This window comes from Nocardiopsis sediminis, assembly GCF_042650565.1.
In the GTDB taxonomy this organism is placed as follows: Bacteria; Actinomycetota; Actinomycetes; order Streptosporangiales; family Streptosporangiaceae; genus Nocardiopsis_B; species Nocardiopsis_B sediminis.
In genome coordinates this window covers 447,529-464,848 of the sequence record NZ_JBHSBH010000010.1, presented here as the reverse complement: position 1 = coordinate 464,848, position 17,320 = coordinate 447,529, and the positions used below count along the sequence as shown (strand labels likewise).

The following is a 17,320-nucleotide window of genomic DNA, read 5'->3' as shown; positions in this document are numbered from 1 at the left end:
AGGCCGATACAACGCGTCCGCGAGCGCACCGCGGCGGAATGCGGAACGCCGCTTACGCCCGCCGTGCGGCGGGTAATCTCCCCGCGATCGCCCCGCGCGCCGGCGGGTGCGGCCGTTCCCGGCCGCGCCCGCCGGCGCGCGGCCGCCGACCCCCGGGAGGACCCCGTGCTCGACCTCGATGCGCTCCGCGCCGACACCCCCGGCTGCCGCGACCAGGTGTTCCTGGACAGCGCCGGCTCCTCGCTGTCGCCCACGCCGGTCCTGGAGGAGGTCATCGGCCACCTGCGCCGCGAGGCCCGCATCGGCGGCTACCGTGCGGCGGCCGAGCGCGCCGAGGACATCGAGGCGGGCCATGCGGTCCTCGCCGGCCTGCTCGGCTGCGCCCCCGACGAGGTCGCCTTCACCGACAGCGCCACCCGCTCCTGGCTCTCGCTGCTCGATTCGGTCCCCCTCGCGCCCGGCCAGCGGGTCCTCATCAGCGAGGTCGAGTACGGCGCCAACGCCGTCGCCCTGCTGCGGCTGGCCGAACGCAACGGCACCACCGTCGAACCCGTCCCGTCCGACGACGACGGCGCGCTGTCGGTCCCGGCGCTGCGGGAGATGCTCGACGAGCGGGTCGCGCTCGTCTCGCTGGTGCACGTGCCGACCAACAGCGGTCTGGTCAACCCCGTCCGGGCGGCCACCGACGCCGCCCACGACGCCGGCGCCCTGGTGCTGCTCGACGCCTGCCAGTCGGTCGGCCAGCTGCCCGTGCGCATGGACGAGCTGGGCGCGGACATGGTCGCGGGCACCGGCCGCAAGTGGCTGCGCGGGCCACGCGGCACCGGGTTCCTGGCCGTACGCCGCGCCGCGGCCCACCGGCTGTGGCCGCGGCTCATCGACCACTCCGGGGCCGACTGGGAGAGCGCCGCCTCCTACCGGCTGCGCGGCGATGCCCGCGCCTACCAGCTGTGGGAGTTCGGGGTGGCCGAGCGCCTGGGCCTGATCGCCGCCGCCCGCTACGCACAAGAACTGGGGATCGGGGAGATCGCGGCGGCGGTGGCCGACCGGGCCGCGCGGCTGCGCGCCGGGCTGGCCGGCCTCCCGGGGGTGACCGTGCGCGACATCGGGCGCGAGCACGGCGGGATCGTCACGTTCACCCATGCCGGGCTGCCCGCCCCCGATGTGGCCGCCGCGCTGCGCGAGCGCGGGATCGCGGTCACGGTCAGCTCGGCGGCCTCCACCCGGATCGACATGGCGCGGCGCGGGCTGGAGACGGTCGTGCGGGCCTCGCCGCACTACTTCGTCTCCCACGCCGACATCGACACGGCGATCGGGGCGGTCGCGGAACTGGGGCGCTGAGCCGTCCCTGCGCCGGCGCCCCGGAGGGCGCGGTCAGCCGGACGGGGCCGCGCCATCGCCGCGCAGGGCGTCGAGTTCGGATCGGAGCCGGGCGACCTCGGCCTCCAGCTCGCCGACCAGGCGGTGCAGGGCCTGGATCGACACCAGGGCGACCCCGCTGGCGTCGACCACAGGGATGGCGGTGTCGCCCTGCCCGAACCCGAACGCGGCGTGGAAGTCCTGGGCCATGGGGCCCAGGTGGCGCACGTGCTCGGGCTCGGAGTCGTAGCGCCACGTGGAGATCGGCAGGCCGGCGACCCTGTCCAGGATGTCGAAGCCGTTCACCGCCCCGTGCTGCGGCAGGGGGGAAGGGGGAGCCGCCCCGTCGCCGGGGCGGCTCGTGCGACGGCGGAGCACGGTCAGCGGCTCCAGTCGACCGGGGTGACGTCGCTCTTGATGGCGCGGTCGCTCGCGATGCCCAGCAGGCCGGTCACGGTGGAGAGGACCCCGCCCAGCCCCCCGGCGGCGTGCGCCGGGGCGGCCAGGGCGGCGGTTCCCGCGACAGCGGCGGCGACTCCGGCGATCAGGATGGTGCAGCGTTCACGGATACGCAAAATTCCCCCTCGTGTTTCGCCCACTAACTGTGAGCAGTCGAGAGGCTACCGTACGTGACGCGCGGTCGTGTCCGTTCCCACGCGGCGTGGGGGAGGACGGCGGCGGTCGGCGCCATGGAAACGGAACCGGGCGCCGGGATCTCCGTCGGTGATCACCGGTCTGCGGCGGATCCACTCGCCGCCGTGGACCGGTGCGTGCTTGAAGGCGGCCACGTCGGAACGGATCGGCGTCGCGTCAGGCGTGCGGGGCCTCGGATGAGCGCGGCGGGACCGCGTCGAGTGCCGCGAGGGTCGTCGCGTCGAGGGTGATGTCCCCCGCTGCCAGGTTCGCCTCGAGGTGGTCGGCGTCGGCGGTGCCCGGGATGAGCAGGACGTTGGGGGAGTGGTGCAGCAGCCAGGCCAGGCCGACCTGCGCCGGGGTGCGGCCCAGGGCCTCGGCGGCGGCGGTCACGGCCGGCTCGTCGGTCACCTTCGGCAGGCCCGGGAAGGCGCCGCCGAGGGGGAAGTAGGGGACCCAGGCGATCCGCCCGTCCGCGCAGAGCCGGAGCAGGTCCTCGTCCTCGCGCGCCACGAGGCTGTAGGCGTTCTGCACGCAGACGATGCCCGCCGGCAGGGCGCGGCGCAGCACGTCCAGGGTCACGCTGCTCAGTCCGATCGCGCCGATCTTGCCTTCGTCGCGCAGCGCGATCATCTCCGCGAGCTGGTCGTCGAGGTCGACCACCTGGTCGTCGGCGACCGGGGGCGCCATCCCGCTGTCCATGCGGCGCAGGTTCACCACCGGGATGCGCTCCAGCCCCAGTGTGGCGAGGTTCTCCTCGACGCCGGCGCGCAGTTCCTCGGGGCGCTGTGCCACCCGCAGCGGAGCCGGGCCGCCGGGGTCGGAGGCGGCCCCGACCTTGCTGACGACCAGGACGTCGTCCTCGGGGCGCAGCGCCTCGGCGATGACCTCGTTGACGAAGCCGTCGCCGTAGAACTGGGCGGTGTCGACGTGGTCGGCGCCGAGCTCGATCGCGCGCCGCAGCAGGGCGACCGCGGCGGAGCGGTCGTCACGCAGGCGCGCCAGCTGCATCGCGCCGAATCCGATGCGCGCGACGGTGCGGCCGGCCAGCAGCCCGGTGCCGCCGGGTCGCGGCCCACCGGAGGGAGCGGTCTCGGCGGCGGGTGTACCTTCGGACGCCATGGCTACCTGCTCTCATGAGAGAATGGAACAAAACGGAGGAACCTCCGTTACGTTCACCCTAACACTACCGGAGGGACCTCCGTTTTGAGTCGGTCCAACACGCCGCCGACCCGTGACGACGCGCCCGCGCCCGATGCCGCCGGCCGTCCGGTCCGCCGCGATGCGCGGCGCAACCGCGAGAACCTCATCGCCGCAGCCCGCGACGCGTTCGCCGCCGCCGACGGCCCGGTCGCCCTGGAGGCCATCGCCCGCCGGGCCGGGGTCGGGATCGGGACCCTCTACCGCCACTTCCCCACCCGGGAGGAGCTGGTCGCCGCCGTCTACGCCTCCGAGCTCGACGACGTCGCCGCGAGCGTCCCCGTTCTCCTCGACCGCCACCCCGCCGATGTCGCGCTCCGGGCCTGGATCGGCCGCTACGCGACGTTCGCCGCCACCAAGCGCGGCATGCAGGACACGCTGCGCGCCGGCTTCGCCTCCGGGGCCATCGCGCCCCCGTCGCGGGAGCGCGTCACCGCCGGGATCGCCGCGTTCCTGGAGCGCGGGGCCGCAGAGGGCACGCTGCGCGCCGACGTCGACCCCGACGACGTCGCGACCCTGCTCGTCGGTGTCCTCTTCGCGATCATGGCCGGCGACGCCCAAGGCCGGACCGACCGCCTGCTCGACCTCATCACCGACGCGCTGCGCCCGCCCGCGGGCACGGAGTCCTGACGGCACCCTCGCCGGAAGTCGGGGGGTTTCCGGGCCGCGGCGCCACGGCCCGGGCCGCCCAGCGCGCTAGAGCGCTGTGAGCACCCGCGGCCCCTCCTCGGTGATGGCCACGGTGTGCTCGATGTGGGCGGCGCGGCTGCCGTCGGCGGTGTGGACGGTCCAGCCGTCACCGGCCAGGAGGTAGCCGTCGCCCCCGCGGGTGAGGATGGGCTCCACCGCCAGGACCAGGCCCGCGCGCAGGGGCATCCCGCGCCCGGCCGGGCCCTCGTTGGCCACATGCGGGGCCTCGTGCATGATCCGGCCGATCCCGTGGCCGCCGTGGTCGGCGGTCATCCCGTAGCCCTCGCCGCGGGCCACCCCGGCGATCGCGTGGCCGATGTCGCCCAGGCGCGCCCCGGCCCGCGCGGCGGCGATCCCGGCCTCCAGCGCCCGGCGGGTCGCGTCGATGAGCGCTTCATCGGCGGGATCGGGGGTGCCCACGGTGAAGGTGATCGCCGCGTCGGCGCACCAGCCGTGCAGCCGCGCCCCGCAGTCGATGCTCACCACGTCGCCGTCGGCCAGGTGCCGGCCGGTGGGGACGCCGTGCACGACCGCGTCGTTGACGCTGGCGCAGATGGTGGCCGGGAACGGGGGGTGTCCCGGGCCGCTGCGGTGGCCGAGGAACAGCGGGTCGGCGCCGGCGTCGGCGATCACCTTGGCGGCGATTCCGTCGAGGTCGCGCACGCGTACCCCCGGTGCGGCATGCGCGCGGACCTCGTCGAGCGCCCGCGCGACGATGCGGCCGGCGGCGCGCATCCGGGCGATCCCGGTGCGGGACTTCAACTCGACCATGCCGGACTCCACGGGGCTCAAGGCCGATGACCATGCCGGGACGGGTGGCGCGGGTCCGCGTCCCGGAGGTCCTCGTCGAATGCGTCAGCGGCGCCGCTGTGTCACGGGCGCTGTTCCGCCGTGGTGGACGCGGCGGTGAGCACGGCCGCCACCCGCTCGATGCGGGCGTGCACGGCGGGCTCCGCGGCACCGGTGAGCACGAGGTGGTGGAGCGCCCCGACCAGGGCCAGCGCCAGAGCCTCGGGGTCGGCGGCCGCGCCGATGCGGCCGAGACGCTGCTCGGCCTCGAGGTAGGCGGCGGCCGCCTGCTCGATCGCCTCGAGGCCGGCGGTCCGGTCGCCGAGGATCGCGTGCACGCGCCCGGCCAGGTCGGGCCGGGCGGCCATCAGCCGTGCCAGCGCCGGCAGGGTGGCCGGCGGCACCGCGGCGACGGCCCCGGACAGGTTCGCGGCCACGGTCCCCGTGCCCGCGCGCCCGGGCAGCGCCGCGGCCGCGGAGGAGACCTGGAAGGCGCGGTCGACCGCGTAGGCGGCCAGGAAGTCGTCCATGTCGGCGAAGTGGGTGTAGAGCCCCCCGGTGGCGACGCCGGCCTCGCGCGTGACGGCCCGGCCGGTGAGCCCGCCCGGCCCGTCGCGGGCGATCACCCGCTCAGTGGCGGAGAACAGCTGCTGCCTCAGATCGGGGATGGCGACACCGCGTGGCATGCCAGGCAGTCTAGGCGGTCGACGGTGCGCGGCGGCGCGGAATGCGGTGAGGGACCGCCGTTTGCCAAAGAATGAGCATCTGCTCATACTGACGATGAGCGTTTGCTCATTCCTGGTTTCCGGAGCGGTTCGGGGGTTGCAGTGACAGGTATCGACAACGGTGCGCGGCGCGGCGGCGGTGCGGGCGCGGGCGCCGGGCGGCGTCCCCGGCGGGCGGTGATCGTCGGCGCCGGCATCGCCGGCCTGGCCACCGCCCTGCGCCTGCACCGGGCCGGATGGGAACCGCTCCTCGTCGAGCGCGCCCCCGCCCGGCGCAGCAGCGGCTACATGCTGAACCTGATCGGCTGGGGGTACGACGCAGCCGAGGGACTCGGCCTCCTCCCCGCGCTGGCCGGCCGCGACCTCGGCATGTTCACCACGGTCATGGTGGCCGCCGACGGGCGCGAAAAGCTCACCGTCCCGCCCGAGATCGGCCAGGCCGCCCTGGGCAAGCGGGCACTCACCGTGTTCCGCGGCGACCTGGAATCCGCGCTGTACGAAGCCGTGCGCGACAGCGTCGAGATCCGGTTCGCCACCACCATCACCGGCGTGGAGCAGGACGCCCGCGAGGTCCGGGCCGGCCTCAGCGACGGCACCACCGAGCACGCCGACCTCCTCGTCGGCGCCGACGGCCTGCACTCCGGCGTCCGCGCGGCCGTGTTCGGCCCCGAGGCCGACCACCGCGTGGACCTGCACCACGTCGTGGGGGCGTTCCCGCTCGACCGGGTCCCGGCCGGCGTGCCTGAAGGGTCCGGCACCACGTTCATCGGGCCCGGGCGCACCGCGGCGATCATCAGCCTGGGCCCCGAGCGGTCCTCGGCCTTCTTCACCTACCGCACCGCCGACGCGGAGGCCGAACTGTCACGGGGGCCGGAGCAAGCCCTCACCGCGGCGTTCGGCGACCTCGGCGGCGGGGTCCCCGACGCGCTGCGCCGCCTGCGGGCCGACCCGGCCGCGGCGTACTTCGACTCCGTCAGCCAGGTCGCCATGGACCGGTGGAGCGACGGGCGGGTCGTGCTGCTGGGCGACGCGGCCTGGTGCGTCACGCTGTTCGCCGGCTACGGCGCCGCCCTCGCGCTCAGCGGCGCCGACCGGCTCGGCACCGCCCTGGAACAGCACGGCTCCGACGTCACCGCGGCACTGGCCCGATGGGAGGAAGGGCTGCGCCCCGAAGTCCGCAAGCGCCAGGCGCTCGCCCGCAGGGGCATGGCCCAATTCACCCCGCCCACCCGCGCCCACGTCTGGGCAAGTGAGCTGATGATCCGCGCCGTCCTGGTCCCCGGCATCCGCGGCCTGGTCCAGCGCAGCATCAAGCGCGCCAACCGCTAGCCCGGGGGCGCACCCGTGCGGTGCCGAATCGGACCCTCCCTTGCCTTGACCTGGGCGTCAAGGTTTAACGTCGGTCCCATGCGCATCGGCGAACTCGCGGAACGGGCGGGCGTCAGCACCCGGACCCTGCGGTACTACGAGTCCCGCGGACTCCTGCCCGGCCGCCGCGCGGTCAACGGCTACCGCGTCTACGGCGAGGACGACCTCCGGCTCGTCGAGCAGATCCGCACGCTTCAGGACTTCGGCTTCGGCCTGGAGGAGACCCGCCCCTTCGTCGAGTGCCTGCGAGCGGGGTACCCGGCCGGGGACTCCTGCCCGGCCTCGCTGGAGGTCTACCGCGGCAAGCTCGTCGAACTCGACGCGCTGATCGGCCGGCTGCGGACGGTGCGCGCGCAGGTGGAGGCACAGCTGCTGCGCGCCGCAACGGAGGCGCCGGAGGCAGCAGAACCACAGTGCAACCTGGGAGGACGACCATGATCACAACGGCCGGCGTCGGCGAGGTCACCGACGCCACCTTCACCGACGAGGTACTGGCCGCCGGGGGTCCGGTGCTGGTGATGTTCACGGCCGACTGGTGCCCGTCGTGCCGCCAGTTGGCGCCGGTGCTGGGCGCGGTGGCGGGGGAGCTGGGCGACCGGCTCACGATCGTGCAGATCGACGCCGACACCAACCCCCGGACCCCGGTCGACTACGGGGTGCTCGCGCTGCCCACCCTGGCGCTCTTCCGCGGCGGGCGGACGGTGAAGACCCTGGTCGGCGCCCGATCCCGGCGGAAGCTGCTCCAGGAGCTCGCCGACGTGATCTGACGCGCGTCTCCACAACGGGCACATCGGGGCCCGGCGGCCATGGCCGCCGGGCCCCACGCTATCGGTAGGAGTCGATGAGCCGGGCCAGGTGGCGTCCCGCGATGTCCAGGGGTTCGGCGTCCTTCGCGACCTGGGCCGCGAGTTCGGCGCCCTCCAGTGTGCTCACGACCGTGCTGGCGAGATCGCGGGCGTCGGCGTCGGCGATGCCCGCTGCGCGGAGCCGGTCGGCGACCACCGTGCGCCAGCGGCCGAACGCCTCGGCGACGGCCCGCTGGATATCGGGGGTGCGGTCGACGGCGCCCAGCGCGGTGGCGGTGACGGGGCAGCCGTCGAGCCAGTCGGAGGCGCGCAGCCCCGCGGCGAGTTCGCGGGTGCAGGCGAGGACCGCGCGCGCGGGATCGGGGTCGGCCGCGAGGGTGGAGCGCAGGAGGTCGGTGAACTCCTGCTCGCCGTGGCGGATGGCCGCCGTGGCCAGCTCCTCCTTGCCGCCGGGGAAGAAGTGGTAGATCGAGCCGAGCGTGGCGTCGGAGGCGCGGGAGATCTGCTTGATCCCCGTGGCGTCATAGCCCTGCCGCTGCATGAGGCGGGAGGTCGCCCGGACGATTCGCTCACGGGTGCCGAGGGCCGGGGTGCCGCCCGCTGTGGCGGCCTGGTGTCGGGTACCGGTGCTCACCCCCGCAGCCTACCGGATAGAGCGTTCGTTCTAGAGGCGTGCTAGGTTCCTCTCTGAATAGATCGTTCGTTCTAGAAGGGATCGGTCATGACCGAGCAGCAGACGGTCACCGTCATCGGCCTGGGGCCCATGGGCCGGGCGATGGTGAACGCGTTCCTGGACCGCGGGTACCGCGTGACGGTGTGGAACCGGACCGCGTCGCGGGCCGATGGCGTCGTCGCCCGAGGCGCCGTCCGCGCCGCCACCGCCGCCGAGGCGCTGAAGGCCAACGGGCTGGTCGTCCTCAGCCTCACCGACTACGCCGCCATGTACGACATCATCGGACCGGCGGCCGACGCGCTTGCCGGCCGGGTCCTCGTCAACCTCAGCTCCGACACCCCCGCCGAGGCCCGCACGGCGGCCGAATGGGCGGCCCGCCACGGCGCCCGGCAACTGACCGGGGGAGTGCAGGCGTCCCCCTCGGGCATCGGCGCACCCGGGTCCTCGACCTTCTACAGCGGCCCGCGCGAGGTCTTCGACGCCCACCGGGACACCCTCGAGGTCCTCACCGCGGCCGACTACCTGGGCGCGGACCCCGGGCTGGCGGCGCTGTACTACCAGCTGCAAATGGACACCTTCTGGACCTCGATGCTCAGCCACCTGCACACCCTGGCCGTGGCCCGCGCACACGGGATCTCGGCGCAGGAGATCCTGCCCCACATCTCGACGACCGCGGCCTCGATCCCCGGCTTCCTGGAGTTCTACGCCCCGCGGATCGATGCGGGCGACCACGGCGGCGACGTCGACCGCCTCGCCATGGGAACGGCGAGCGTCGACCACGTCGTGCACACCGCCCGCGACGCCGGCGTGGACGCATCGCTGCCGGAGGCCGTCCTGGCGGTCTTCCGCCGCGGGATGGAGCACGGCGGGGCCGATGGCAGCTTCACCGGCCTGATCGAGGTGTTCGCCCACGACGCTGCCTGAGGCGGCGCCGGGCGCTTGCGTGCTGGGCGGACGTCCGCCGCAGTGGATCGTATGCTGTACGGTTCACCGTACGATTCACCGCGAACGAAGCCAGGGGGACGGAACGATGGCGGACACGCACGGGGACGCCGGGACGTGGTCGACCGGGTACACGCCCACGGAGGAGGAGCGCAGGAGCCTGGCGGAGTGGTTCACCCGCTACGACGCGCTGGCCGCGCGGGGGGACGCCGAGGCGATGGCCGACATGGCGGTCTTCCCGCTCAACACGGTCACCGACGACGGGGCCGGAACGGGGTCCGCCGCCCAGTCGGACCGGGCGGAGTTCATCGCTTCCACCCGGGAGTCGTTCGGCCAGGCAGGCGGAGAGGTGGCGTTCGACTCGACCCGGACCCCGTTCTTCCTCAGCGGGGCGCTGGCGGTCGTGTTCACCCGCTCCACCACGACCGTCGGCGACGTGTCCACGGAGCTGTACTACGCGGACGTGCTGATCCGCAGCGCGGGCGAGTGGCGCTTTCAGACCATGGTCCAGGGCGGCTGGGGAGCCCCCGCGCAGAGCTGACCCGGGTCGGGACGTGATGGGTCCGGGGCGGCTGTTGCCGCCCCGGACCCATCACACGGTGTGCCTCAGCGCTGTCCGGAGGGGACGGGATCGTCGGAGTGGTCGGCGGCCGGTGCGGCCGCCGCCGTCTGCTCGCCGTCCTTGGCGTGCAGGTGGCGCCGCTCCAGGGCGGAGCCCTCCACGTCGACGTCGGGCAGGATGCGGTCGAGCCACCGCGGCAGCCACCACGCGGCGTCGCCGGCCAGGCGCATGAGGGCGGGGATCAGCAGCATGCGCACGACGAAGGCGTCGAGCAGCACGCCGAAGGCGAGCGCGAACCCCATCGAGCTGATCATCATGGTCTCGGAGAAGATGAACCCGCCGAAGACCGAGATCATGATCAGCGCCGCCGCGGTCACCACGGACCGCCCGGCCCGGAACCCCTGTGCGACGGCGTCGCGTGCCGGGGCCCCGTGGACGTAGGCCTCGCGCATCCCCGTGCCGATGAACAGCATGTAGTCCATGGCCAGGCCGAACAGGATGCCGGCCAGGAGCGTGGGCAGGAAGTTCAGCACCGGCCCGGGGGTGTCCAGGCCGATGATCCCGCCGAGCCAGCCCCACTGGTAGACGGCCACCACGCCGCCCAGAGCGGCGAAGTAGGACAGGATGAACCCCAGCGTCGCCACGACCGGCACGTAGAGCGAGCGGAACACCAGCAGCAGGATGACCAGCGACAGGCCCACGACCACCGTTAGGTAGACCGGCAGCGCGCTGCTGAGGGTCTCGGAGATGTCGATGTTGCCGCTGGCCATGCCCGCGACGCCGAGCGTCCCGGTGGCGTGGATGGGCTCCATGCCGCGGAAGGTGTGCACCAGGTCGGTGGTCAGCGGGCTCGACGGCCCCTCCTCCGGCAGGACCTGGAAGATGGCCAGCGTGTAGTCGTCGGACATGTCGATGGGCGCCACCGCGGCGACGCCGTCGCGCTCGTAGAGCTCCCGGGCGACCTGGAACTGGTGGTCGCCCGCGTTGGCCTCGGCCGTCTCCTCGTCCGGGCCGCCGGGCAGCGGCGCCGCGACCAGCAGTGGGCCGTTCTGCCCCTCCCCGAAGTTCTCGGTGATGGCGGTGTAGGCGCGGTGCTGGGTGGTCTCGACCGGCTCGGCGGAACCGTCGGGCATCCCGACCCGCAGGTCCAGTGCGGGTAGCGCGATGACGCCGAGGGCGAGTACCGCGACGGCGGCGCGGCCCAGCGCCGCCCCGGCCGACATCGGCCGGGGGCCGTCCTCTCCCGCACCGCCGCCGCCGGGCGCCCGGCGTTCGCGGCGGGACAGGATGCGCGCCCCGGCCAGGGACAGCAGGGCCGGCACCAGGGTGACCGCGACCAGCACGGCGACTGCGATCGCGATGGCGCCCGCCGTGCCCATGAGGCCGAGGAAGCCGATCCCGGTCAGGTTCAGGCCCAGCAGCGCGACGAGCACGGTCGCCCCCGCGAAGACGACGGCGTTGCCCGCGGTCCCGTTGGCCAGGCCGATCGACTCGCCGATCCCGACGCCCTGCCGGAGCTGGCGGCGGTGCCGGTGGACGATGAACAGCGCGTAGTCGATGCCGACCGCGAGGCCGAGCATCAGCCCGAGGATCGGGGTCACCGAGGCCATTTCCACGACACCCGACAGCGACATCGCGGTGAGGGTGGCCAGGCCGACGCCGACCAGCGCGGTCAGGATCGGCAGGCCGGCCCCGATCAGGGTGCGCAGCATGACCATCAGCACGACCGCGGCCACGATGAGGCCGATCACCTCGGCGGCGCTCACGAGTTCGGGGATGCTCATGGCGATGTCGTTGGCGAAGTCCACCGTGGTGCCCTCGACGGGGGTGTCGGCGAAGATGGCCATCACCGCGTCGCGGGTCTCCTGGTCGACCTCCTCCTGGCTCTGGGTGAAGGCGATGGTGACCAGGGCGGTGTCGCCGTCCTCGGAGACCATGCGGATCCCCTCGGACATCTCCAGCAGGCCGGCGCCGCGGTCGAGCTCCCGGCTCGCGTCGTCCAGCTCCTGGGCGCCGTTGTCGATCTCGGCCTGCTGGGCGTCCAGCCCTTCTTCGACCTGGTCGAGCAGGCCGGCGGCCTCGGCCTGCTCCCGGCCGGAGTCGAGTTCTTCCTGGCCCTCCTCCAGCTGGGTGCGGGCGTCGGCGATCTCGGCGCGGCCCTCGTCGAGCCGCTCGGCCTGGTCGGCGCGGTCGGCCTCGGTGGCGAAGGGGTCGACGGCGTCTTCGACACCGTCGACCCCGGCCGCCTCGGCGACGCGGTCGGCGATGGCCTCCCGCTGCTCCTCGGTGAAGGGCGAACCGTCCTCGGTCTGGTGCACGACGGTGCCCGCGCCGCCGCCCATGCCGGGGAACTCCTGCTTGAGGGTCTGGTTCACCTGGTCGGTGGGGGTGCCGGGGATGGAGAAGCTCTCCTGGAGCTCCCCGGCGAAGAGGACGTAGACGGTGGCGGCCGCCGCGAGGAGGGCCAGCCACAGTGCGATGACGGTCTTGGCGCGGCGCGCGCAGGCGCGCCCGAGCCGGTAGAGAAGTTCAGCCATGGCTTTCCGCAGGTGTGGGGAGAGGGGAGGGGTGCGCCGTACGCTCAGGGGGTTGCGGAACCGACGGATCCGTAGCCGGCGCGGTTCACGGCGATCATGCGCTCCAGGAGGTCGGTCCAGACCCGGCGGGAGGCCTCGGTGTCGGCCCCGCCGGTGGCCTGCTCCCAGTGCTGGACCACGACCGCGCCGCCGCTGACGAGTGCGCTGGACATCAGGTCGACCACGAGCGGGTCGGCGCCCGGGTGGCGGCGCAGGACGATCGACGCCAGGCGGGCGCTCACGCCGTTGATGGCCTGTTCGAACAGGCCCGCGCGGCTCGGGGTGACCTCGTGCCCGTCCCGGCGCAGCAGGCGCTTGAGCCGGGTGATGGGGGTGACCAGGTCGGTCGCGCGCAGTGCGGCGGCGACCTCGTCGAACATGCCGCCGGGGCGGCTGTCGGCCGAGGCGGTCATGGCGGCCTCGATGCCGTCGATGATCGTCTCCAGCATCTCGCCGAACACCTCGACCACGATGTCGTCGAGGGAGCCGAAGTGGTTGAACACGGTCCGCCGTGACACGTCGGCCCGTTCCGCCAGCCGGTCGACGGTGAAGTGCGTGCCGCCGAGTTCGCCCACCAGGTCCGAGGCGGCGTCGATGATCGCCCGCCGGTGCCGCGCCTTGAGCGCATCACGCCGATCGCCCGGGGGTGGTGTGCGCTGATCGTTCACGCTGTCACCATATGGACTGTGGTGCACTTAGTGCAACGTTGCCCCAAGTGCACCCGATCACACCCGGATGACGGCGGTTCGCGGCCGGCGGAGAGCGACGTGGGAGCGCGCCTCGGCGGGCGGCCGGGGAACGGGCCGCCCGCCGAGGCCGGGCATCAGCGCTGCCGGGCGCGCTGCGCTCCGCCGCGCAGCAGGAGCAGCACGATCACCGCCGCCACGGCGGCGGGCGCCCCGAGGGCGGCGCCGACGGTGTGCAGGGCGGCGGTGAAGCCCGCGCCTTCGAGGCGGCCGCCGCTGAGGACGGCCAGCGCCGTGCCGACCACCGCCAAGGCGACGGTCTCCGTCGCCAGGCGCGCGGTGTTGAAGAGCCCGGCGGCGGTGCCGGCCTGCTCCGTGCGCACGCTGGAGACGGCCAGGCCGTCGACGACGCCCGTTGTCAGCCCCACGCCCGCGCCGATGAGCAGCAGCGGCCCGGCCAGCTGCCAGGGCGTGCTGTCGGCGCCGACCGTGACCAGCAGGGCGGCCCCGGCCCCGCTGAGGACGACCGCACCCCCCACCAGGGCGGCGCGTGAACGGCGCGCGATCGCCGCGCCCGCCGGCGGCAGCACGATCGAGGGAACGGTGAGCATGAGCAGCCAGCTCCCCGCCTCGCCCGCCTCCAGCCCGACCACGGCGATCAGGTACGACGGCAGGTAGACCAGCAGCGGGACCATCACCACCATCAGCACCCCCGCGGCCAGGGAGAACGCCGCGAACGGCCGGTTCGTCACCAGACCGAGGTCGAACATCGGGTCGGCGGTGCGCCGCTCCACGACGACGAACGCGGCGCCCAGCCCCAGCGCCACCGCGAGCCCGCCCAGGACCGCCGGGTCGGCAAAGCCGAGCGACGGCGCCTCGACGAGCACGAAGATCAGCAGCATCAGCGCCGCGGTGAACAGCGTCCCGCCCGCCCAATCGATGCGCCGCCCCTTCACGCCGGCCAGGCGCGGCAGCAGCGGGCACAGCAGCAGGACGAGCCCGGACAGGGTGGCGGGCACGGCGAAGACGGCCCGCCAGTCCACCGCCGTCACCAGCGCCCCCGAAACGGTCGGGCCGAAGGCGAGCCCGGCGCCGAGCACGGTGCCCAGCAGCCCGAACGCGCGGGCACGCGCGGGGCCGTCGAAGGTGGCCGCCAGGATCGACGATCCCGCCGCCGTGGTGGCGGCGGCGCCGACACCGGCGAGCGCCCGGGCGGCGGTGAGCAGGGTGATGTCACCGGCCAGCGCGCACGTGAGGCTGCCGGCGCAGAACAGCGCCACCCCGGCGGCGAACATGCGGCGCCGTCCCAGGAGGTCGGCCAGCGAGCCGCCGAAGGTCAGGAACCCCGCGAAGCAGGCGTTGTAGCCGTTGACGACCCACTGCGCCGCGGCGAGGCCGACGCCCAGATCGTCTTGCAGCCCGGGCAGGGCCACCGCGGCACCGGTGATGGTCAGCGGGACGGTGACCAGGGCCAGCAGGACGGTGGTGAGGGTGAGTGCGTTCCGGTTCACCGCGCACCCCCCGCGGACGTGGAGCGGGCGGGCCGGGAGAGGGCGGTCGGAAGGCGGTGGCGGCCGGTGTGCCGGCGGCCACGGGTCGGACAGGGGTGCACAGAGGACTCCGTGGATCGAGCGTGGAGCCGGGCAGCCCGAGGGGCCGCACCGGCGGATGGACGCTGATGCGGCGGAGCGTGGAAAAGGAGGTCACGCCGCCGCTAAGGGCGGCACACTCTGTTCGACTCTGGCACGGGCGTGAACCTACCCGATGCCGGGGCGGCGCGCATCCGGTTTTCCGGGCGCGGGGTGCCGGCGCGCCGGATCGGTGCGCGGCCCGCCCCGGCCGGCGGCGGTCAGAACGCGTGCAGCCCGCGCAGCGCGATGTCCCGGCCGCGCCGCATGGCCTCGAAGAGCTGGTCCTGGGACTGGTCGCGCTCCATGGAGGCCAGGGCGGCCCCTTGGACCGCGCCCACCATGGAGCCGACCACGGCTCCCGCGCTGACCGGATCGAGTTCGTCGGGGAAGGCGTCGGCCAGCGCCTCGGCGATGCGCCGCTGGAGGTCGACCGACTGGTGCAGCGCCTTGGCCTGGAGGGCGGGAACGGACACGAGCAGCTCGGTGTAGGTCTCCATCAGCCCCTTGTCGCGGCCGCCGACGCCCTGGTCCAGGTAGTCGTCCATCATCGCGTCGTAGACCCGGCCCAGCAGTTCGGTGATGCCATCGCGGGGGTCCCGGTCGGCGATCACCGCCAGCGCGACGTCGCGGTGGCGCCGGGTGTCCTCGAAGAGGACGTCGTCCTTGCTGGGGAAGTGGTTGAAGAACGTCTTCGTGGCCACGTCCGCGGCGGAGGCGATCTGGGCGACGGTCGTCTGTTCATATCCCTGCTCGGCGAACAGCCGGACCGCCGTCTCGGCGATCAGCCGCCGGGTCTGCCGCTTCTTGCGCTCGCGCCGTGACTCATCCATACGAGAAATTTACACCAGAACTAACGTTACTCCCATTGCATGATTACACTCGATGTAGTTTCATTTCGCTCACGGACGAGCCGCCCCAGGCCCGGCTCGCCGACGAACCCCAGACCCGAACACCACGGGCGGCCGCCCCCGACCGGCCGGCCGCTCGACAAGGACGGCGACCATGACCGAACCCCTGACCTTCCCCTTGCGCAACTCCGGCCCGTTCAGCCTCCCCGGCGAGATCGCGGCACTGCGCGGCGAGCGCGAGATCGCGCCCCTGCACTACCCCGACGGCCGATCCGGCTGGGTGGTCACCCGCCGCTCCACCATCCGCTCGGTGCTCGCCGACCCCCGCTTCAGCGCCCGGCAGGAGCTGCGCACCACACAGTCGAGCGAAATCGACACCGCGCCGCCCGCCGCGCCCGGCATGTTCATCTCGATGGACCCGCCCGACCACACCCGCTACCGCCGCGTGCTCACCGGCCAGTTCACCGTGCGCCGGATGCGCCGGCTCGCCGACCGCATCGCGGAGATCGCCGAGGACTGCCTGGACCGCATGGAGGCGGCCGGGCCGCCGGCCGACCTGGTGCGCGACTACGCCGTTCCGATCCCCGCGCAGATGATCTGCGAGATGCTCGGCGTTCCGGACGACTTCCGCGACACGTTCCATCGGGAGCTCATCGAGCTCTCCCGCTCCGGTGCCAGCCTGGAGACCCACGCGCAGACCATGGCGCGCGTCAACGCCTACCTCGGCGAGCTGGTGGCGCGCAAACGGGCCGAGCCGACCGACGACGTCCTCGGCGGGATCATCGAGGACGGCGGCGACCTCTCCGACGCCGCGATCGTGAACATGGCCTTCCTGCTGCTGGGCGGCGGGTTCGACACGACCACCAACATGCTGGCCCTGGGCACTTTCGCCCTGGTGCAGGACCCCGGGCAGATCCCGCTGATCACCGACCCGGCCACCGTCGACAACGCCGTTGAGGAACTGCTGCGCTACCTCCCGGTCGTCCCGGGCACCATCCGCGCCGCGCTGGAGGACGTCGAACTCGAAGGCGTCACGGTGAAAAAGGGCGACAACGTCCTGGTCGCGCTGCCCGCGGGCAACCGCGACCCCGAACGGTTCGCCGACCCCGACACCCTCGACCTGGCCCGATCCGCGAACGGCCACATCTCGTTCGGGCACGGGGTCCACCAGTGCATCGGCCAGCAGCTCGCCCGGGTCGAGATGCAGGTCGCCTTCCCCGCGCTGTTCCGCCGGTTCCCCGACCTGCGGCTGGCGGTGGCACCCGAGGACGTGCCCCTGCGCGACGACATGGTCATCTTCGGGGCCCACGAACTCCCCGTGACCTGGGGCCCGCGGTGATCCGGATCCTCGCGGACCGTGACGCCTGCATCTCGGCGGGGATGTGCGTGCTGACCGCGCCCGAGGTCTTCGACCAAGATGATGCAGACGGCCGGGTGGTCGTCACCGCCCCCGCGCCCGCGACAGAGGAGCTACAGCGTGCCGCGCGCGAGGCCGTGGGCCTGTGCCCGGCGCGCGCCCTGTCCCTCGACGGGGAGACCGCTCGCACCTGAGGTGCGGGCCGGCGGCCCCGCACGTCACCTCACCCGCGCGCCGGAGCCGGGCCGGGGCTCGCGGCCNCAGTGGCGGCAGGCGCGCGCCGAAGCCGCCACCGTGCCGTGAGCGGCCGCGGTGAGCAGCGCGGCGAGCGCGACCACCGGCCAGTGGGTGGCCAGGGGGGCGGCGGCGGCCATGGTGAGCGTGGCGATCACCATCGCCACGCTGGCCGTGGTGGCCGTCCACGCCACCGCGAGGGGCAGCCGCTCCGGCGGGGCCAGCCGGCGGGCGAGGCCGC

19 protein-coding genes are annotated in these 17,320 nt (G+C 73.9%); 9 read left to right on the top strand and 10 right to left on the bottom strand.

Going from position 1 to position 17,320, the window contains the following annotated elements; translation table 11 throughout:
- Positions 1-165 precede the first annotated feature (165 nt).
- Complete coding sequence (locus tag ACFOVU_RS17135) at positions 166-1,341, top strand: aminotransferase class V-fold PLP-dependent enzyme (RefSeq protein ID WP_378534781.1); 1,176 nt, start codon at positions 166-168, stop codon at positions 1,339-1,341.
- A 33-nt stretch (positions 1,342-1,374) separates the two neighbouring features.
- Here the strand turns inward: ACFOVU_RS17135 and ACFOVU_RS17130 are convergent, their stop codons facing one another.
- The 3 genes from ACFOVU_RS17130 to ACFOVU_RS17120 all read right to left on the bottom strand — a co-directional run bounded on the left by ACFOVU_RS17130 (position 1,375) and on the right by ACFOVU_RS17120 (position 3,114).
- Positions 1,375-1,665, bottom strand: coding sequence for a tail fiber domain-containing protein (locus ACFOVU_RS17130; protein WP_378534779.1), 291 nt, complete (start codon positions 1,663-1,665; stop codon positions 1,375-1,377).
- A 74-nt stretch (positions 1,666-1,739) separates the two neighbouring features.
- Complete coding sequence (locus ACFOVU_RS17125; RefSeq protein WP_378534777.1) at positions 1,740-1,934, bottom strand: hypothetical protein; 195 nt, start codon at positions 1,932-1,934, stop codon at positions 1,740-1,742.
- A gap of 235 nt (positions 1,935-2,169) precedes the next feature.
- Positions 2,170-3,114: an aldo/keto reductase gene (locus tag ACFOVU_RS17120; protein ID WP_378534775.1), complete on the bottom strand. Its 945-nt coding sequence runs from the start codon at positions 3,112-3,114 to the stop codon at positions 2,170-2,172.
- Positions 3,115-3,198: 84 nt separating this feature from the next.
- On the opposite strand from ACFOVU_RS17120, the gene ACFOVU_RS17115 reads away from it, so the two are divergent.
- The gene (locus ACFOVU_RS17115) at positions 3,199-3,822 is read left to right on the top strand and encodes a TetR/AcrR family transcriptional regulator (protein ID WP_378534773.1); all 624 of its coding nucleotides are present in this window, start codon (positions 3,199-3,201) and stop codon (positions 3,820-3,822) included.
- 66 nt (positions 3,823-3,888) lie between these two features.
- On the opposite strand, the gene map is transcribed toward ACFOVU_RS17115, so the two are convergent.
- Both map and ACFOVU_RS17105 read right to left on the bottom strand, forming a co-directional pair.
- Positions 3,889-4,653 (bottom strand): type I methionyl aminopeptidase, encoded by a 765-nt coding sequence (map, locus tag ACFOVU_RS17110; protein ID WP_378534771.1) that lies wholly within the window; start codon positions 4,651-4,653, stop codon positions 3,889-3,891.
- 101 nt (positions 4,654-4,754) lie between these two features.
- Positions 4,755-5,357 carry a TetR/AcrR family transcriptional regulator gene (locus tag ACFOVU_RS17105; RefSeq protein WP_378534769.1) on the bottom strand — a complete coding sequence of 201 codons (603 nt, stop codon included), beginning with the start codon at positions 5,355-5,357 and terminating at the stop codon, positions 4,755-4,757.
- A gap of 141 nt (positions 5,358-5,498) precedes the next feature.
- Here ACFOVU_RS17105 and ACFOVU_RS17100 point away from each other — a divergent pair, with 141 nt between their 5' ends.
- The 3 genes from ACFOVU_RS17100 to ACFOVU_RS17090 all read left to right on the top strand — a co-directional run bounded on the left by ACFOVU_RS17100 (position 5,499) and on the right by ACFOVU_RS17090 (position 7,531).
- A complete protein-coding gene (locus ACFOVU_RS17100; protein WP_378534767.1) occupies positions 5,499-6,725 on the top strand; it encodes an FAD-dependent oxidoreductase in 1,227 nt (408 codons plus the stop codon).
- Between the two features lie 78 nt (positions 6,726-6,803).
- Positions 6,804-7,202, top strand: coding sequence for a MerR family transcriptional regulator (locus ACFOVU_RS17095; protein ID WP_378534765.1), 399 nt, complete (start codon positions 6,804-6,806; stop codon positions 7,200-7,202).
- Positions 7,199-7,531: a thioredoxin family protein gene (locus ACFOVU_RS17090; protein ID WP_378534763.1), complete on the top strand. Its 333-nt coding sequence runs from the start codon at positions 7,199-7,201 to the stop codon at positions 7,529-7,531. Before ACFOVU_RS17095 ends, ACFOVU_RS17090 begins: the two co-directional genes overlap by 4 nt.
- 58 nt (positions 7,532-7,589) lie before the next feature.
- Here ACFOVU_RS17090 and ACFOVU_RS17085 read toward each other — a convergent pair whose 3' ends face one another.
- Entirely contained in the window at positions 7,590-8,204 is a 615-nt protein-coding gene (locus ACFOVU_RS17085) for a TetR/AcrR family transcriptional regulator (protein ID WP_378534761.1), read from the bottom strand.
- Positions 8,205-8,291: 87 nt separating this feature from the next.
- Here ACFOVU_RS17085 and ACFOVU_RS17080 point away from each other — a divergent pair, with 87 nt between their 5' ends.
- The gene (locus ACFOVU_RS17080) at positions 8,292-9,167 is read left to right on the top strand and encodes an NAD(P)-dependent oxidoreductase (RefSeq protein WP_378534759.1); all 876 of its coding nucleotides are present in this window, start codon (positions 8,292-8,294) and stop codon (positions 9,165-9,167) included.
- Between the two features lie 106 nt (positions 9,168-9,273).
- A complete protein-coding gene (locus ACFOVU_RS17075) occupies positions 9,274-9,726 on the top strand; it encodes a nuclear transport factor 2 family protein (RefSeq protein WP_378534757.1) in 453 nt (150 codons plus the stop codon).
- Between the two features lie 65 nt (positions 9,727-9,791).
- Here ACFOVU_RS17075 and ACFOVU_RS17070 read toward each other — a convergent pair whose 3' ends face one another.
- The 4 genes from ACFOVU_RS17070 to ACFOVU_RS17055 all read right to left on the bottom strand — a co-directional run bounded on the left by ACFOVU_RS17070 (position 9,792) and on the right by ACFOVU_RS17055 (position 15,470).
- The gene (locus ACFOVU_RS17070; RefSeq protein WP_378534755.1) at positions 9,792-12,284 is read right to left on the bottom strand and encodes an MMPL family transporter; all 2,493 of its coding nucleotides are present in this window, start codon (positions 12,282-12,284) and stop codon (positions 9,792-9,794) included.
- Between the two features lie 44 nt (positions 12,285-12,328).
- On the bottom strand, positions 12,329-12,991 hold the full coding sequence (locus ACFOVU_RS17065; protein WP_378534753.1) for a TetR/AcrR family transcriptional regulator: 663 nt from the start codon (positions 12,989-12,991) through the stop codon (positions 12,329-12,331).
- A 155-nt stretch (positions 12,992-13,146) separates the two neighbouring features.
- Positions 13,147-14,520: an MFS transporter gene (locus tag ACFOVU_RS17060; protein WP_378534751.1), complete on the bottom strand. Its 1,374-nt coding sequence runs from the start codon at positions 14,518-14,520 to the stop codon at positions 13,147-13,149.
- Between the two features lie 338 nt (positions 14,521-14,858).
- The gene (locus ACFOVU_RS17055; protein ID WP_378534750.1) at positions 14,859-15,470 is read right to left on the bottom strand and encodes a TetR/AcrR family transcriptional regulator; all 612 of its coding nucleotides are present in this window, start codon (positions 15,468-15,470) and stop codon (positions 14,859-14,861) included.
- Positions 15,471-15,642: 172 nt separating this feature from the next.
- Here ACFOVU_RS17055 and ACFOVU_RS17050 point away from each other — a divergent pair, with 172 nt between their 5' ends.
- The gene (locus tag ACFOVU_RS17050) at positions 15,643-16,827 is read left to right on the top strand and encodes a cytochrome P450 (protein WP_378534749.1); all 1,185 of its coding nucleotides are present in this window, start codon (positions 15,643-15,645) and stop codon (positions 16,825-16,827) included.
- Positions 16,824-17,039 (top strand): ferredoxin, encoded by a 216-nt coding sequence (locus tag ACFOVU_RS17045; RefSeq protein WP_378534748.1) that lies wholly within the window; start codon positions 16,824-16,826, stop codon positions 17,037-17,039. The genes ACFOVU_RS17050 and ACFOVU_RS17045 overlap by 4 nt, the downstream gene beginning before the upstream one ends.
- Positions 17,040-17,320 lie beyond the last annotated feature (281 nt).

Coding starts and splice junctions, on each gene's coding strand:
- ACFOVU_RS17055 (WP_378534750.1), bottom strand. CDS start 15,470: ATGGATGAGTCACGGCGCGAGCGCAAGAAGCGGCAGACCCGGCGGCTG.
- ACFOVU_RS17095 (WP_378534765.1), top strand. CDS start 6,804: ATGCGCATCGGCGAACTCGCGGAACGGGCGGGCGTCAGCACCCGGACC.
- ACFOVU_RS17120 (WP_378534775.1), bottom strand. CDS start 3,114: ATGGCGTCCGAAGGTACACCCGCCGCCGAGACCGCTCCCTCCGGTGGG.
- ACFOVU_RS17080 (WP_378534759.1), top strand. CDS start 8,292: ATGACCGAGCAGCAGACGGTCACCGTCATCGGCCTGGGGCCCATGGGC.
- ACFOVU_RS17105 (WP_378534769.1), bottom strand. CDS start 5,357: ATGCCACGCGGTGTCGCCATCCCCGATCTGAGGCAGCAGCTGTTCTCC.
- ACFOVU_RS17075 (WP_378534757.1), top strand. CDS start 9,274: ATGGCGGACACGCACGGGGACGCCGGGACGTGGTCGACCGGGTACACG.
- ACFOVU_RS17050 (WP_378534749.1), top strand. CDS start 15,643: ATGACCGAACCCCTGACCTTCCCCTTGCGCAACTCCGGCCCGTTCAGC.
- ACFOVU_RS17090 (WP_378534763.1), top strand. CDS start 7,199: ATGATCACAACGGCCGGCGTCGGCGAGGTCACCGACGCCACCTTCACC.
- map (WP_378534771.1), bottom strand. CDS start 4,653: ATGGTCGAGTTGAAGTCCCGCACCGGGATCGCCCGGATGCGCGCCGCC.
- ACFOVU_RS17070 (WP_378534755.1), bottom strand. CDS start 12,284: ATGGCTGAACTTCTCTACCGGCTCGGGCGCGCCTGCGCGCGCCGCGCC.